Origin of the sequence: uncultured Roseobacter sp. (assembly GCF_947488185.1) — a bacterium.
In the GTDB taxonomy this organism is placed as follows: domain Bacteria; phylum Pseudomonadota; class Alphaproteobacteria; order Rhodobacterales; family Rhodobacteraceae; genus Roseobacter.
In genome coordinates, this window is sequence record NZ_CANKYM010000001.1 from 944,203 (window position 1) to 959,846 (window position 15,644).

A 15,644-nucleotide genomic window follows, 5' to 3' on the forward strand; every position below is an offset into this window, starting at 1 on the left:
ACCCTACCTGCCGCCATCACCCTTTCCGCCAACAGGTAGGGTGGGCTTTCAGGCCACCTTTTTCAGATGTCGTATCGTTTGCTGATCTTGTTGACCAGTTGCCCGGACGCCAAAGCAACATCCTCGTCAAAGTGCCAGTCTCTGAACCCTCGGCTTTGATAATAGGTCAGCCCCCCTGTGTTGTCCGCGCGGATCGTGGCATTGATCCACACATAGCCCAGTTCTTTTGCCGCTTTAGCCGTTGCATCGAAGAGCGCTGATCCAATCCCCAGGCCGGTTTGACCCACCTTCACAAATGTGGCGATGTCCACGGCATCGGGTGGCAGCTTTGGATGGGGTTCAAGCAGCTGAAATCCAACGACCTCTTCCTGTTCGTTCACCGCCACATGCCAGGCGGACCCGCTTGAATGGCCTGCCATCCAGTCTTTCAGATCATCGCCCGTCACAGGCTTTGTCAGCGCTGTTGTCCCACCGATTTCGATGATTTCATTCAACAGCTGCGCCATGGAGGCGCAGTCGAGAGGCAATGCCGGTCGCACGTGAATCATCCCATTTCCTCCAGGAGCATTGCGTGACGCTCGGTAAAGGCGCGGCGGGTCTCGACCGGCGGGCGCAACACGATCTGCAGGTCGTCCATGGCTCTGGCGTCCGGCTTGCCAAAAAACTTGCTGGCCTCAGCTTGTGAAAACCCCGCAATCTGCGTGGCTTCCATCCAGGCGCTGATCTTGTCGGCCTTTTTGATCTGTTTCTTGATCTGAACGGGAATCGCTGCTGGCAGACCAAACCGAATATGCACCGCTGCCGCCAGGCGATCATCCAGCGCGCCATAGTCCGGACCAACGGCTGCCTTGACCGGGGAAATCATGTCTCCGATGACATATTCCGGCGCGTCATGCAGCAGCGCTGCAAGACGCCATTTGGCGGGCGCTTTCGGGGCGATACGGCCAAAAAGCGTCTCTACCAAAAGCGAATGTTCGGCCACGGAGTAGGCGTGATCTCCCCGTGTCTGGCCGTTCCAACGCGCAACAAAGGCCAGACCGTGGGCAATGTCTTCGATCTCAATATCGACGGGCGTCGGGTCGAGCAGGTCAAGCCTGCGTCCTGACAGCATCCGCTGCCATGCGCGTGCCGGCGATCTGGCCATATCGGGTCATCCTCGTGTGTTTGCACCTGATTATCCCGCGGCCTGGTCACTGGCAAATCCCTTCCTCACGATAAGAGCACAGGAATGTGCAGGCTGGTGCGTCGCAAATCCGCATGATCGGGCTTATATTGAAATTATCTACAGCAACAGGCGCACGGCGTCTTATTACCTTCATGCGGTGCGCCCCTGATCAAGGAGCAATCCCATGTTTAAACGTCTTTTTTCGGCAGCCCTTGTCTTTGGCGCAGCAGCGCTCGCGCCCCCCTTGGCGGCCCAGACCGCTTGCCTCCCGCGCGGCGACCTCGTCAATTCGCTAAAAAGCACTTACAGCGAACAAATGGCGGGTGGCGGTCTGCAAGACGCGTCGCGACTGATCGAAATCTGGACCTCCCTACGTACCGGCAGTTTCACCATCTTTATCACGCGCCCGGACGGTATTAGTTGCGTGGTTGCAAGTGGCCAGGACTGGTACTCGGTCCCGCAACCTATTGGCGAAGGTGTCAAAGGGTAAGGTCGTATTACTCCATTGTCCCTTTTAAGCCTCGGTGCTATCTGAACGACAACTTTGGATGCAGGGAATGTGAATGATGGCAGAAGATTTTATCGTGCGTGACATCGCGCTCGCCGAATACGGGCGCAAGGAACTCGACATTGCGGAAACGGAAATGCCGGGCCTGATGGCGCTGCGCGACGAGTATGGCGAGAGCAAGCCGCTCAAGGGCGCGCGCATTGTCGGCTCTCTGCATATGACGATCCAGACGGCCGTTCTGATTGAAACGCTTGTGGCGTTGGGCGCGGATGTGCGCTGGGCGTCCTGCAACATCTTCTCCACCCAAGACCATGCGGCGGCTGCGATTGCCGCAGGCGGCACGCCGGTCTTTGCGATCAAAGGTCAGTCGCTGGAAGAGCACTGGGACTATCTCGACAGGTCGTTCATGTTCCCTGAGGGCCCGAACCTGATCCTGGATGATGGTGGCGATGCGACACTGTATATTCTGCTTGGCGCCCGCGCCGAAGCCGGAGAGGAAATTATTCCTGTTCCCGGCTCTGAAGAGGAAGTCGCGATCAAGGCGCAGATCAAAAAGCGCATGGAAGAAAGCCCCGGCTGGTTCACCAAAATGCGCGATCAGATTGTCGGCGTCTCTGAAGAGACAACAACCGGCGTACACCGTCTGTATGAGCTGGTGCGCGAAGGCCAGCTGCCCTTCCCGGCGATCAACGTGAACGATTCCGTGACCAAGTCGAAGTTCGACAATAAATACGGCTGCAAGGAATCGCTGGTCGACGGTATCCGCCGTGCGACAGACACCATGATGGCGGGCAAGGTTGCCGTTGTGATGGGATATGGCGATGTGGGCAAAGGCTCGGCGGCCTCGCTGCGCGGTGCCGGTGCCCGCGTGAAAGTGACCGAAGTGGACCCGATCTGCGCGCTGCAGGCCGCAATGGACGGCTTTGAGGTTGTGCTGCTGGAAGATGTCGTCGGGTCAGCGGATATCTTTATCACCACCACGGGCAACAAGGACGTGATCCGCATCGAGCACATGCGCGAGATGAAGGACATGGCGATTGTCGGCAACATCGGCCACTTTGACAACGAAATTCAGGTTGCCGCGCTGAAGAACCACAAATGGACCAGCATAAAAGAACAGGTGGACATGATCGAGATGCCGAACGGCAACCGTCTGATCCTGCTGTCTGAGGGCCGCCTGCTGAACCTCGGTAACGCCACCGGCCACCCGTCGTTTGTGATGTCCGCCTCTTTCACCAACCAGGTTCTGGCGCAGATCGAGCTCTGGACCAAAGGGGATGAGTACAACAACGAGGTCTACATCCTGCCCAAGCATCTGGATGAAAAGGTCGCGCGCCTGCATCTGGACCGGATCGGTGTGAAACTGACAGAGCTCGACAAGGATCAGGCAGCCTATATCGGCGTCGCCCCCGAAGGCCCGTTCAAGCCGGAACACTACCGCTACTAGGCGCGTGCCGGATCAGCCGGAGACAGAGCCTGACAAGATCAGACGCCGCCCCGCATTAGGTCGGGCGGCGTTTGTCATTCTGTGCGCCGCCCTGTTCGGTGCGTATCGTTTGATGACCCTGCCGGATACGCCCCTGCCCGCCGCCTGGAACCCCATGGCACCGCTATCCGTCAATGATCCGGTCACGCCATTGACCCACTGGAAACTGAGCCGGGCGCTGGCCGCGCCCGAGGTGTGTCTGCAGGTTTTGATGACCGGGGCCTTGGCGCAACCCCTGCCCGATCTCGTGGAAAACGCCCAATGCGGCATTGCCGATCAGGTCTTGCTGTCTGGTGTCTCCGGTGCACGTCTCGATCCGTTGAATACGCGGTGCCAGACAGCCCTGCGCATGGCGATGTGGATGGAACATGGGGTGCATCCGGCTGCGGAACACCATTTCGGACAGCGCATTGCCCGCGTGAACCATATCTCCAGCTATTCATGTCGACCCATTCGTACGCCCCGTGGCACTGCAGCCCGGATGAGCACGCATGCACGGGCCGAAGCCGTGGATATCGCTGGCTTCGTGCTGGCGGATGGCACGCGGATTTCACTGTTGGAAAGCTGGGGGGAAGATGGTCCGGCGGGCGCCTTTCTTGCGGATGTGCGCAATGCGGCCTGTACGTGGTTTCGCCTGACGTTGGGACCTTCCTTCAACCGATTGCATGCCGATCATTTCCACCTGCAGCATCGCGGCAGTGGCCTGTGCCGATAAGCAGGGCTTTGCAACGGGGAATGCGACAGACAAAAACTCCTTTTGTGAATGGAAATATGTGATTAGTCTTGCGCGCAACGGTCGGACACCCCGGCCGATTTTGCCAGGTGGGAGAATTTTTATGGGCAAACGGGACGATTTGATTGCGCAATATGCAGATGATCTGAAGAGTAAATGTGGCATGTCGCCGGACATGGATTTGCTGACGAAAGTCACGATCGGCTGCGGCCCCTCAATCTATGATGCGGATGCGGCGACCGTTGCCTCCAGCCAGGCGGGCGAGATTGAAACCGTGAAAAACAACTTCCTGATCAAGAAACTGGGCCTGTCCGATGGGCCTGAGCTTGATGCAGCGATTAGCAAGGTTATCGAAACCTATGGTCAGTCGGAGCGCAATAAATATCGCGCTGTTGTCTACTACATGCTGACCAAACACTTTGGCAAAGAAGCCGTTTACGGCTGATCAATACTAAAACGTGATCCGGAGCGCCTTCTTTTCTTAAGGAGGCGTTTCTTTTTTAGCAGGCTTTTAAAACACTGAAAAATTGCAATTCTTTGCTGCCTGATGTAGCAATTACTCATCCGGCCAGCATGGCCAGGACCAGTTTCAAACACGTGCGGTGGGTATGGGAGCACGTGGGGTGAAGAAGGGTTCTGGCGTCATGTCAGGACCCTTCGTCTTTTTTGCCGGACCTTTCAGAACAGGGTCAAAACGATACCGATCAGGGTACAGCCGAATGTCGCATATCCGCCATCGATCAGGATCAGGCTGCGCGGCCGTGCACCAAAACTGTAGAACGTGGCGATCCAGGGGCTGACAAGAAAGAGCCCGATGCCCAGGCCCGAGACAAGCCCTTTGCCCACCGTGTCAATTGCGCTCAGCTCAAACACATGTCGCATCATGCCGGCCACAAGGATCGCGCCCAAAAGACTAGTGATGTAGGGAATCGGGTCTGATCTGTTGGCGGGTTTGCCGCTTTCGTCTAGTGCTACGCCTGACACCGCCATCCATCTATCGGCCAGCACAGTGTACCAGACGGCTCCAAACATGAACCCCGCCACCCCGGCGATCAAAACACTCAGATATTCCATAATTGCCTCCCGTATTCTGACAGGAGACTGCCATCAAGAAGGCAACCCGGCTAGTCCGAAACGCCAGCCATCTCGCAGATAATCTGCCATTCTTCGGGCCTCACAGGCTGCACCGACAGCCGCGAATTGCGGACCAGCACCATCTCGGACAGGCGCGGTTCCGCCTTGATATCATCGAGTGTAATGGGCGTTTTCACCGGTTTCACCGCCTTGATATCCACGCATTCCCACCGCTCATCCTCGGTGGTGCTGTCGGGATGCGCCTCGGCGATGACCTCGACAATCCCGACGATCTCGCGGTCTTTTTGCGAATGGTAGAAAAAGCCCAGATCGCCCACGGCCATCTCGCGCATGAAGTTGCGGGCCTGATAGTTACGCACACCATCCCATTCCTCACCCGCATCGCCCTTGGCGACTTGCTGGTCCCAACTCCAGGTCGTGGTTTCGGATTTAAACAGCCAGTAGTTCATCCGCCGATCACCCTGTTCCATGGGATCAGATCAACGGATTCGAACAGCCCCGCCTTGCCGTAGGGATCGCCGTCGGCCCATATCCGTGCCTCATCCATGTCGGCGACATCCAGAATGATCAGTGATCCGATCATGTCACCCACATGGTCCAGCAATGGGCCCGCCTGCTGCACAGCCGTGCCGGATTTCAGATATTCCACATGGGCGGGTCGGTTTTCCTGCCGAACCGACAGTGCACCGGGTTTGTCATGGGCGATCAGGGCAACAAGCATCTATTCTTCCTTCAGGCTGCGCGACAACAGGTCATGCATCGCTTGCCGCACATCCAACCGTTTTTCGACCAGCCCCGCAACCGCAGAAGTAATCGGCATGTCCAACCCTTCCTCGCGCGCCAGCGCATCGGCGGCGCGGGCGGTGGCCGCACCCTCCACGGTGATTTTGTCGTCGAAAGCTTCCGCCTTACCCAGCGACAGCCCAAGCCGGTAGTTGCGCGATTGTGCCGAGGTGCAGGTCAGCACGAGATCTCCAAAGCCCGACAGGCCTGCGAGCGTGTTCGGATTGGCACCCTTGTGCAGGGCCAGCCGCTGCATTTCCGCGAATCCACGGGTCAGGACGGCGGCACGTGCGCTTTCGCCCAGCCCGGCCCCCATCGCAGCACCACAAGCGATGGCAATCACATTCTTCAGCGCCCCGCCCAGCGTCGCACCCACCACGTCGTCACTGCGATAAAGCCGCAAAACCGGCGTCGAGAGGGCCTCCTGCACCTGTTGTCCCAGATCATCATCCGCGCAGGCGAGCGTCAGACCGGTCGGCAGGCCCGCCGCAATATCGCGGGCAAAGCTCGGCCCTGTCAGCAAGGCGGTGCGCGCGCCGGGCAGACTGTCTGCAATCACCTCCAGCGGTCCCTTGCCTGAGGTCAGATCCATCCCCTTGCAGCAGGCCACCAGCGTCTTGCCGTCCAGCGCTTCGCGATGTTCCTGCAGGAAGGACCGCAGCTGCTGCATGGGCACGGCGAGCAGCAGGATATCCGCTTCAGCGGCGCGGTCGATATCCGGGGTGACGGCCAGCGCCGCCGGAAAGGGTCGGTCGGGCAGACGGGATTTGTTTTCATGATCCCTCGACATCTCCTGCACATGCTCGGATGAACGGGCCCAAAGCTGAACAGGGGTCTTTTGCGACAGGCTGATGGCGAGCGCTGTGCCAAATGCGCCTGCGCCCAGAACCGAAATCGTCATGCCTTGGCTCCCTTCTTGCCACTGCCCAGCATGGCCGGGCTGGTCTGGTCGAGCGGCCAGCGTGGGCGGGCAGAAAGATCAAAACCATCTGCCGGACGGGTGGCCATTTGCTCCAGAGCGGCAAAGGCGATCATGGCCGCATTATCCGTGCAAAGTGCCAGGGGAGGTGCAACGAATGTAGCTCCATTCTGCAGAGAAACAGTCTCTAACGCGGCGCGAATGGCCTTGTTGGCCGCAACGCCTCCGGCAACACATAGTGTCGGCTGCGCGGGTGACAATGCGCCGTAAGCTTCGAGGGACCGTTTGGTTTTTTCCGCCAGCACGTCAACCACAGCCTGCTGAAACCCGGCGCAAAGATCGGCGCGCGCCTGTTGTGGCAGCCCGCCATGCTCAGAGACGATGGCATCCCGCGTCCGCAGAACAGCTGTCTTCAGCCCCGAAAAGGACAGGTCACATCCGGCACGGTCCAGCAACGGGCGTGGGAGTGGAAAACGGTCGCTCGTTCCCCGCCGTGCTTCCTGTTCTACGGATGGGCCGCCCGGTTGCGGCAGGCCGACAAGACGCGCGATCTTGTCGAAGGCTTCGCCGGGGGCGTCGTCGATGGTGCCGCCCAGACGCTCGAACCGTTCGGGCCCGTGTACGATCAGAAACTGGCAATGCCCGCCCGAGACCAGCAGCATCAGGTAGGGATAGGCGACATCATCCGTGAGGCGGGGCGTCAATGCATGGCCTGCCAGATGGTTGACACCATAGAGCGGCAGCCCCGTTGCGGCAGACAGGCCCTTGGCGCACATCACGCCGGACACAACACCCCCGATGAGGCCGGGGCCAGATGTCACACCAATTGCATCGAGGTCCAAAAATTCACACTTTGCCCTTGTTAGAGCCTCTTCCACGCAATGATCGAGCAGCTCGGCATGGGCCCGCGCGGCAATCTCGGGGACAACACCACCAAAAGCGGCGTGCAGCGCCGTTTGCCCCTTCACGACGGAGGACAGAATATCGGTTTGACCGTCTTCGTGCCGTCGCAGAACCGCGGCGGCAGTGTCATCGCAACTGCTTTCCAGACCCAGGATTGTCGTTGATCGTGTCACGCGGTGACCCCGTTGCATGCGTCTTTGCCCGCAGGTAACACCGTAGGGGGCCGCAAACAATGCCGAGGGTTTTCATGGGCACCGCCCCCATACCGTTGATCATGACCCGCCCGGTTGAGGCGAATGCGCGATTTGTGGCGCAATTGCCCATGTCATTGTCCAAGCGCCTCGCGTTGATCGAAAGCCCGCTGATCGAAATTGTGCCTGCGCGCGCAGATTTTGAGATTGGCCCCGGAGAGGCCGTGATTTTTACCTCTGCGAATGGCGTCCACCACGCACCGGACGGGCAGGGCAGGCAGGCGTTTTGCGTCGGTCAGCGCACGGCAGAGGCAGCATGCGCAGCAGGATGGGACGGCGCATTTTGTGGTCAGACGTCGGACGCACTGGTCTCTTCGTTGTTGGCGGCGCCGCCTGATGTAAGGCTCTGGCACCTCGCGGGGCGGCACACGCGTGGACAGATTGCGGAACGCTTGACTGCTGGCGGGCTACCGGTGACGCGGATTACCGTCTATGATCAGGCGCTGCGACCTCTCACCTCGCAGGCCAAAAGCGTGCTGCAGCACGGCAATCCGGTCATTCTGCCGGTTTTTTCCCCGCGCACGGCGGCTCAGTTTGCGCAAGAGTGCCCGGCAGATGCATGTCCACATATCGTCGCCCTGAGTGAAGCCGTGGCGGCGGCGATGACACACTTAAATTACGCTTCGCTGGAAATCACGTCTGCGCCGGACGCACAGGCAGTGGTCAAATGCCTTGAAAAGGTGGTGGCGCGCATCAGCTTGGGTTGAAGAAGTGAGGTGCGCGCGAGTAAGGTTCCTAGGTGCGCCGCTGGGGTAGATTCGAAAAGGTGGATGTTGTGGCAAAGGCAAAAAAACCAAAAGACGACACCGCGCCGGAGCAAGCCGCAAGTAAAACGCGCAACAATATTTCTGAAAATGTGACAGCAGGAACCGGGGCAGAGGATATCTCCGAGACCAAGGTAGAGCCATCGACGGAGGTCGAGACCTTGGCCCCGCACGATGTGATCACGGACGCTGACACACCCAAAGAGGGTTCGTCCACCGCAGCGAAGGCGGATAAGACCGCGCCTGAGGAGCTTACAAAGGATGATGCGGTCAAGGCACCGTGGTCCGTTTCCGAACCGGACGCCGCCGAGAAAACGGATGATCAACAGACCGAGGATGTGTCGGAGACCCGGGATGTAAAAGATCAGGCTGCGCTGCAGCACCCGTTGCCGGTGCCTGCGCCGGCCCCGCGCCGCAGCAGTTTCTGGCCTGCGGTGTTTGGTGGTGTTGTCGCGGCGATGCTCGGGTTCATTGCGGGGCGTGGCGATATGCTGGATGCGTATTTCCCCCGGGCCGATCTTCCGGAACCGGTCGACCTGACGCCGCTGACCGAAGAAACCGCCGCTTTGACAGCGCGGATTCAAGATCTCGAAAACGCACCCCCCGCCGCCGTGCCGGATGGTGACACCATCACCGCGGGCCTCAATGATGTCTCCAGCGCGCTTGAGGCGATGCAGTCCACCCTGCAGGCCCAAACGGCTCGGATTGACGCGCTGGAAGCCCGCCCTGAAACCGGGACCACCGCACCGCCGGTAGACAACAGCGCCGAGATCGAAGCCTTGCAATCGTCAATTGCAGCGCTCGAAGCGCGTTTGGCTGAACAGGATGCCCAGGCAAGCGCGGAAGCGGCGCGATTGTTGGCACGGGCCGCGCTGACGCAGGTTGTGACAGCCGTGGAAAATGGGGAGGCGTTTGAGCCTGCCCTGGGCGCGCTCGAAGAAGTGGCGCCCGTGGAGGTGCCGGATGCCCTGCGCAGCGCTGCAGCGGAAGGGGTGCCCAGCATGACGACGTTGCGAGAGAATTTCCCGGATGCCGCGCGGGCCGCATTGGCCGCCGCGCGGGCGGACGTTCCGGAATCGGAGGTGGCGGGCATTGGTGGATTTTTGCGACGGCAACTGAGCGCCCGTTCGGTCACCCCGCGCGAGGGGTCAGACCCAGACGCCGTGCTGTCGCGGGCCGAAGCAGCGGTCAGGTCCGGTGATCTGGAGACAGCGCTGACCGAATTGGCCGCGCTGCCGGAGACTTCGAAATCTGCGATGCAAGCCTGGTTGGACGGGGCAAATGCCCGCAAAGAGGCGCGCGATGCTGCTCAGGCTCTGTCTGACAGCCTGACGGTAAATTAAGGAAGACGAATTCATGCTCTGGTCCCTCATCAAGATTATCCTTTTTGTCGGTGTTGTCGCGTTGCTGTCGCTTGGGGCCGGATACCTGTTGGAAAGCGAGGGCGGTGTTCAGGTCACCGTCATGGGCAGCGAATACACCTTTGGCCCGCTGCAGTCAGTGATTGCCGTCGCGGTGCTGGTGGTGGCGCTCTGGGTGTTGCTCAAACTGGTGTCCCTGCTGGTGGCGACATGGCGTTTTCTGAACGGAGATGAGACGGCCCTGTCGCGATACTTTGACCGCAACCGCGAGCGCAAAGGGTTCGATGCGCTTTCCGAAGGGATGATGGCGCTGGCCAGCGGCGAGGGGCGGCTGGCCATGACCAAGGCGGCCAAGGCCGAGAAATATCTTGGCAAACCGGAGCTGACGAACCTCCTGACGGCGCAGGCGGCTGAGTTGGCAGGTGATCGGCAGAAGGCGGAGGAAACCTATAGGAAACTGGTGACCAATGACGCCACGCGGTTTGTGGGCGTGCGCGGTATTCTCAAGCAGAAACTGGCGGATGGGGATACCGAAACGGCGCTGAAACTGGCGGAAAAAGCCTTTGCGATCAAACCCAAGCACGAAGAAACGCAGGATGTGTTGTTGCGGCTGCAGGCGCAGAAAGAAGACTGGTCCGGCGCACGTCAGACGCTGAGCGCCAAGCTCAAGCACGGCAATCTGCCGCGCGACGTGCACAAACGGCGCGATGCGGTGTTGGCCTTGTCCGAGGCCAAGGATGTCCTGTCGGATGGCAGCGGTATTGAGACGCAGGAAAAGGCGATCGAGGCCAACAAGCTGTCACCTGATCTGATCCCGGCGGCGGTCATGGCGGCGCACAGCTACATCGACAAAGGCAAACCCCGCCTTGCCACGCGTTTGCTGAAAAAGGCGTGGGACGTGGCGCCGCACCCTGATCTCGCTGCTGCCTTTGCCGCTATTGAACCCGAAGAAACGTCAGAACAACGCCTGAAGCGCTTTGCCGCTCTGACGCGCAGCAATCCGCAGCACCCTGAAACGCGGATGCTGCTGGCTGAACTCCACATTGCAAATGAGGATTTCCCCGAAGCCCGTCGCGCCCTTGGGGATCTGGTCGAAACCGATCCGACCGCGCGGTCCGTGACCTTGATGGCGGCCATCGAGCGGGGCGAGGGTGCAGATGACGCGGTCGTGCGCGGCTGGCTGGCGCGAGCGCTGACCGTATCGCGCGGTCCGCAGTGGATCTGCGACAATTGCCAGCATATCCACGCGGAATGGGCGCCGATCTGCGAAAACTGCGAGAGTTTCGACACGCTGGCGTGGAAGACACCACCCCTTTCCGAGGTGGCGATGCCCGGGGGCGTGCAGATGTTGCCGCTGATCGTGGGCGCGGTTGAAGATGACGTGAGCAAGGCACCGGATGACGATGCCGCGGATGACGGGATCGAAGACGCGGAGCTGTTGGAGCCAGATGTAACCGATGTCGATGTGGCTGAGAGCGAGCCCGCCCTGGAAGAGAAACGCGCCTGAGGTCTTGACCTTCCAGTAACTGGAGGCCTTATCTCTATCCCTGAACCGCTTCGGGGGCCTGCGCGTGCTGGACACTCAAAAGATCACACTGACCGTTGAAAACATGTCGTGCGCCTCCTGCGTGGGACGGGTGGACCGTGCCCTCGCGGAGGTGCCGGGTGTCATTGACGTTGCCGTCAATCTCGCGACGGAAGAGGCAACTGTACACGTGCGGGGCGATGGCCCTTCGGCGGAAACCCTTGCGCTTCAGGCGACGGAGGCCGGATACCCTGCCAAAGTCCTGCAGGGTCGCGACGCGGATGACCAGGCCAACCGCCAGAGCGCGCAGGCCGACGCGCTTGGGAAACGCACATGGATTGCGGCGCTTTTGACCTTGCCGGTCTTCGTTTTGGAAATGGGCGGACATATGATCCCCGAATTCCACCACTTCATCGCCCGCACGCTTGGCACGACCCAAAGCTGGTGGCTACAGGCGCTGCTCACCACGGGGATCTTGCTGGGGCCGGGTCGGATGTTCTACGTGGCCGGTGTGTCAGCGCTGCGCAAGGGCGCACCGGATATGAACAGCCTTGTCGCTGTCGGGACGTCCGCCGCCTATGGGTACTCGCTCTGCGTTCTTCTGGCGCCCGAATTGCTGCCTGCCGCTGCGCAGGTGGTCTATTTCGAAGCGGCGGCAGTGATCATCACCTTCATTCTGCTGGGCCGATGGCTGGAAGCGCGCGCCAAGGGCAAGACTGGCGCGGCCATCCGGTCCTTGCTGAAACTACAACCCAAAACGGCGCAAGTGCTGCGGGGCGGGGTCGCGCAAACCGTCGCTGTCGATGAGATTGTGCCAGGCGACATCATCCTGCTGCGTCCGGGAGAGCGGGTGCCGGTCGACGCGGTGGTCATCGAAGGCGCCAGCCACATCGACGAAAGCATGATCACCGGGGAACCGATGCCGGTGGAAAAGTCCCTGGGCGACCCAGTGACAGCGGGAACAATCAATGGTCCCGGCAGTCTGCGTCTCGATGCCAAAAGGGTCGGGGCCGACACCGTGCTCGCCGGGATTATCCGCATGGTGCAGGACGCCCAGGGCGCGAAGCTGCCCATTCAGGCCCTTGTCGATCGGGTGACGCTCTGGTTCGTGCCGGCAGTGCTTGGTTTGGCCGCGCTGACGGTGGTGATCTGGCTGGCTTTTGGGCCAGAACCGGTGGTGTCGCATGCGCTTGTCGCAGGTGTTGCCGTGCTGATCATTGCCTGCCCCTGCGCCATGGGCCTGGCCACGCCAACGTCGATCATGGTGGCCACCGGGCGTGCGGCGGAACTCGGGGTCCTGTTCCGCAAGGGCGATGCCCTGCAGGCGCTGGCGGATATGGATCTGATTGCATTCGACAAAACGGGGACGCTTACAAAAGGGGAGCCCATGTTGACCGACTTCAGTGCCTTGGGTGATTTTGACCGGGCTCATGCCCTGGCGCTGGTGGCGGCAGTGGAGGCGCGGGTTGAACACCCTGTGGCAGGCGCGATCGTCGAGGCCGCGCGTGCGGATGTCGCTCATGTTCCAGAAGCACGTGACGTGACAGCGCTCAGCGGGCTGGGGGCCAGAGGATCGGTGGACGGCCATATGGTTCTGGTGGGTTCGGACCGCCTGATGCAGGAAGAGGGCATCGATCTGGGCGACGCGCTGGGGCAGGGGCACACACTGGCAGCGCAGGGAAAAACCGTGTTTTTTGCCGCCATAGACAGCAAGCCAGCCGCGCTGATTGCGGTGTCCGATCAGATCAAGCCCAACGCGGCGGATGTGGTCGCCAGACTGCGGGAACAGGGGCACCGCGTCGCCATGATCACCGGCGACAAACAGGAAACCGCAGAGGCCGTGGCTGCCCGGATCGGGATCAACGAGGTTGTCGCCGGTGTCATGCCACGGGGAAAAACGGCCGCGTTAGAGACGTTTCGGTCAGCGGGTATCAAGGTCGCCTTTGTCGGTGACGGCATCAATGATGCGCCCGCTCTGGCCCGCGCGGACGTCGGGATCGCCATCGGCAGTGGGACGGATATCGCCATCGGTGCAGCCGATGTCGTGCTGATGTCCGGTGATCTGCGCGGGGTCAGCACGGCCCTGTCCGTCTCCCAGGCCGCAATGCGTAACATCCGCCAGAACCTGTTTTGGGCCTTTGCCTACAACACCGCGCTTATTCCGGTCGCGGCCGGGGTACTCTATGCCAGTCTGGGACTGCTCTTGTCACCACAACTGGCGGCTGGCGCCATGGCGCTGTCCAGCCTTTTCGTGCTGAGCAACGCCTTGCGTCTGCGTGGATTGAAACGGGGGATCGCATGAATATTTCCGATGTCGCCAGCAGCACCGGGTTGCCGGTCAAAACCATCCGGTACTACGAGGATATCGGCCTGATCGCGCCCGCGCGCAGTGCCAATGGGTACCGCCAATTTTCCGACAGTGATCTGCACAAGCTGGCCTTCATTGGCCGTGCGCGGTCCTTGGGTTTTGGGATAGATGCTTGCCGCGACCTGCTGCGGCTTTACAACGATCAGAAACGCGCCAGTGCGGATGTGAAAAAGCTGGCAAAATCCCATCTGGGCGAGATTGATCGCAAGATCGCTGAGCTGGGCCAGATGCGCGCAACGCTGTCTCACCTCATCGATGCCTGTGCCGGAAACGACCGTCCCGATTGTCCGATCCTGGCTGATCTGGCAGCGGATCACGATCATGCTTGACTCTTGACGCCAGCGGCAGACCCGTCAGGGTGCTCGCATGAATGAGATCTTCCAGCATCGCATCAAGGTCCTGTTCCAGCATTGCGACCCGGCGGGCATCGTCTTTTACCCGCGATATTTTGAAATGGTGAACCAGACCGTTGAGGAATGGCACGATAGCGGCCTGCACCATTCGTTTTCGAAAATGCACATGGAATCGGGACATGGGGTGCCAACTGTTTCTATCGGGGCGGAATTCACCGCCCCCAGCAAGATGGGCGATGTGCTGACCTGGTCGCTCTCGGTGTTGCGGCTGGGCCGGACGTCCGCGCATCTGAGCGTCAAGGCGCGATGTGGTGACCAGTTGCGCATGACGGCGACGCCGGTACTGGTCTACGTGCATATGGGTTCTGGGCGCCCGGTGCCCTGGCCCGAAGACATCAGGTCCCGTATGTCGAACTACCTGGACGCTGGCGCGAAACTGCCGGACTAGACGTCAACGGACCTTGTCGGCGAGCTCTGAAAGCATCTCATGCACCCTGTCGGCCCCGATGATCGCGCGGCGCACCAGCCTGTCGAACTGCTTGGCAAACCCGCGGATCTGGTCGGGGCTGCTGATCACCAGATAGGCATCTCCAATGTAAAGCGCGACGCGCTGTTTGCCGAAGACGGTGAACGGGGCGGAAAACGTCTGCGTCCCGTCATACAGGTGCAGCCGCAGCGCCGGATAATTCTTGCGACACACCCGCGCCATATAGGCAAGTTGTGCGCGACATTGATCGGGATCGGCACCCCGCCAGAGCCCGCTGCGCGCGGATAAATCCTGTAACGTCTGCACCGGCATGGCAATTTCGACATCCATGTCATCCAGAGAAATCTGGCCCAATACGTTCTCGACCCCGCCGCCACGGGCATCGGACACATTGGTTTCCGGTTCGGGGGCGAGGCTGACCATATCGGGTAGGGTCGAAGGCACATAGCGCAACTTGAAACCGGATGCGGCACTGCGCCATTGATCCAGCGGTGTCGATCCATCCGCTTGCACGGCTTTCTCAATCTGCACGCTTTCCGCGACCTCCTGGCGGCCTTCCGGCGCATTTTCGAGGCAGAGCAACCAATCCACCGAAACCCCGCTGACCCGCGCAATCCGGCGCAGTGTTTCCGCGCGGGGCAGGCGGTCGCTCTCGGGGTTGAGAAACTGGCTGAGCGCGGACCGGTCCATGCCTACATCGCGCAAAAATTGCCCCTTACCGGCGGGATGCGACGCCAGCACCTGTTCAAGGCGTTCTTTGAACTGGGCGGAGAGATCACGTTTATCCATGCTGTGAGTATCCAATAATTGCGCGGAAACACAACAAAATCGTGAAAGCGTGACGAAAGTAACGCATCCAACGCAAATTCACGCTCTTGCAAGATTTGCTAATTCCGTCACCCTATTGCGCGGATCTTACCACATCACACCTCATTGAAAGAAA

General features: G+C 60.4%; 18 protein-coding genes. 10 read left to right on the forward strand and 8 right to left on the reverse strand.

Annotated elements, in window-relative coordinates:
- Positions 1-62: 62 nt before the first annotated feature.
- Together Q1A52_RS04725 and Q1A52_RS04730 are read right to left on the reverse strand one after the other, a co-directional pair.
- On the reverse strand, positions 63-548 hold the full coding sequence (locus tag Q1A52_RS04725; protein ID WP_300011525.1) for a GNAT family N-acetyltransferase: 486 nt from the start codon (positions 546-548) through the stop codon (positions 63-65).
- Positions 545-1,144 carry an HD family hydrolase gene (locus Q1A52_RS04730; RefSeq protein WP_299779948.1) on the reverse strand — a complete coding sequence of 200 codons (600 nt, stop codon included), beginning with the start codon at positions 1,142-1,144 and terminating at the stop codon, positions 545-547. Before Q1A52_RS04730 ends, Q1A52_RS04725 begins: the two co-directional genes overlap by 4 nt.
- A 205-nt stretch (positions 1,145-1,349) precedes the next feature.
- Between Q1A52_RS04730 and Q1A52_RS04735 the strand changes: the two genes are divergently transcribed.
- From Q1A52_RS04735 to Q1A52_RS04750, 4 genes are all read left to right on the forward strand, one after another.
- Positions 1,350-1,655 (forward strand): hypothetical protein, encoded by a 306-nt coding sequence (locus Q1A52_RS04735; RefSeq protein WP_300011528.1) that lies wholly within the window; start codon positions 1,350-1,352, stop codon positions 1,653-1,655.
- A 76-nt stretch (positions 1,656-1,731) separates the two neighbouring features.
- Positions 1,732-3,120, forward strand: coding sequence for an adenosylhomocysteinase (gene ahcY, locus Q1A52_RS04740; RefSeq protein WP_300011531.1), 1,389 nt, complete (start codon positions 1,732-1,734; stop codon positions 3,118-3,120).
- Positions 3,121-3,232: 112 nt separating this feature from the next.
- Entirely contained in the window at positions 3,233-3,874 is a 642-nt protein-coding gene (locus Q1A52_RS04745; RefSeq protein ID WP_300011534.1) for an extensin family protein, read from the forward strand.
- Between the two features lie 121 nt (positions 3,875-3,995).
- On the forward strand, positions 3,996-4,337 hold the full coding sequence (locus Q1A52_RS04750; protein ID WP_299781382.1) for a DUF2853 family protein: 342 nt from the start codon (positions 3,996-3,998) through the stop codon (positions 4,335-4,337).
- A gap of 233 nt (positions 4,338-4,570) precedes the next feature.
- On the opposite strand, the gene Q1A52_RS04755 is transcribed toward Q1A52_RS04750, so the two are convergent.
- Genes Q1A52_RS04755 through tsaD form a run of 5 tightly spaced genes read right to left on the reverse strand, consistent with a single transcriptional unit; the run spans position 4,571 to position 7,765 of the window.
- Positions 4,571-4,966 (reverse strand): DUF1761 domain-containing protein, encoded by a 396-nt coding sequence (locus Q1A52_RS04755; protein WP_300011537.1) that lies wholly within the window; start codon positions 4,964-4,966, stop codon positions 4,571-4,573.
- A 50-nt stretch (positions 4,967-5,016) separates the two neighbouring features.
- On the reverse strand, positions 5,017-5,436 hold the full coding sequence (locus tag Q1A52_RS04760) for an EVE domain-containing protein (protein ID WP_299956145.1): 420 nt from the start codon (positions 5,434-5,436) through the stop codon (positions 5,017-5,019).
- Positions 5,433-5,708, reverse strand: coding sequence for a YciI family protein (locus Q1A52_RS04765; protein WP_300011541.1), 276 nt, complete (start codon positions 5,706-5,708; stop codon positions 5,433-5,435). Before Q1A52_RS04765 ends, Q1A52_RS04760 begins: the two co-directional genes overlap by 4 nt.
- On the reverse strand, positions 5,709-6,671 hold the full coding sequence (locus Q1A52_RS04770) for an NAD(P)H-dependent glycerol-3-phosphate dehydrogenase (protein WP_300011544.1): 963 nt from the start codon (positions 6,669-6,671) through the stop codon (positions 5,709-5,711).
- A complete protein-coding gene (gene tsaD / locus Q1A52_RS04775) occupies positions 6,668-7,765 on the reverse strand; it encodes a tRNA (adenosine(37)-N6)-threonylcarbamoyltransferase complex transferase subunit TsaD (protein ID WP_300011547.1) in 1,098 nt (365 codons plus the stop codon). The genes Q1A52_RS04770 and tsaD overlap by 4 nt, the downstream gene beginning before the upstream one ends.
- 59 nt (positions 7,766-7,824) lie before the next feature.
- On the opposite strand from tsaD, the gene Q1A52_RS04780 reads away from it, so the two are divergent.
- From Q1A52_RS04780 to Q1A52_RS04805, 6 genes are all read left to right on the forward strand, one after another.
- A complete protein-coding gene (locus tag Q1A52_RS04780; protein WP_300011550.1) occupies positions 7,825-8,550 on the forward strand; it encodes a uroporphyrinogen-III synthase in 726 nt (241 codons plus the stop codon).
- 68 nt (positions 8,551-8,618) lie between these two features.
- Positions 8,619-9,950 (forward strand): hypothetical protein, encoded by a 1,332-nt coding sequence (locus tag Q1A52_RS04785; protein ID WP_300011553.1) that lies wholly within the window; start codon positions 8,619-8,621, stop codon positions 9,948-9,950.
- Between the two features lie 13 nt (positions 9,951-9,963).
- Positions 9,964-11,475 (forward strand): heme biosynthesis HemY N-terminal domain-containing protein, encoded by a 1,512-nt coding sequence (locus Q1A52_RS04790; RefSeq protein WP_300011556.1) that lies wholly within the window; start codon positions 9,964-9,966, stop codon positions 11,473-11,475.
- 64 nt (positions 11,476-11,539) lie between these two features.
- Entirely contained in the window at positions 11,540-13,795 is a 2,256-nt protein-coding gene (locus tag Q1A52_RS04795) for a heavy metal translocating P-type ATPase (RefSeq protein ID WP_300011559.1), read from the forward strand.
- Positions 13,792-14,190, forward strand: coding sequence for a Cu(I)-responsive transcriptional regulator (cueR, locus tag Q1A52_RS04800; protein WP_300011562.1), 399 nt, complete (start codon positions 13,792-13,794; stop codon positions 14,188-14,190). Before Q1A52_RS04795 ends, cueR begins: the two co-directional genes overlap by 4 nt.
- A 37-nt stretch (positions 14,191-14,227) precedes the next feature.
- A complete protein-coding gene (locus tag Q1A52_RS04805) occupies positions 14,228-14,662 on the forward strand; it encodes a thioesterase family protein (protein WP_300011565.1) in 435 nt (144 codons plus the stop codon).
- 3 nt (positions 14,663-14,665) lie between these two features.
- On the opposite strand, the gene Q1A52_RS04810 is transcribed toward Q1A52_RS04805, so the two are convergent.
- Positions 14,666-15,490: a helix-turn-helix domain-containing protein gene (locus Q1A52_RS04810; protein ID WP_195821073.1), complete on the reverse strand. Its 825-nt coding sequence runs from the start codon at positions 15,488-15,490 to the stop codon at positions 14,666-14,668.
- Between the last annotated feature and the right edge of the window lie 154 nt (positions 15,491-15,644).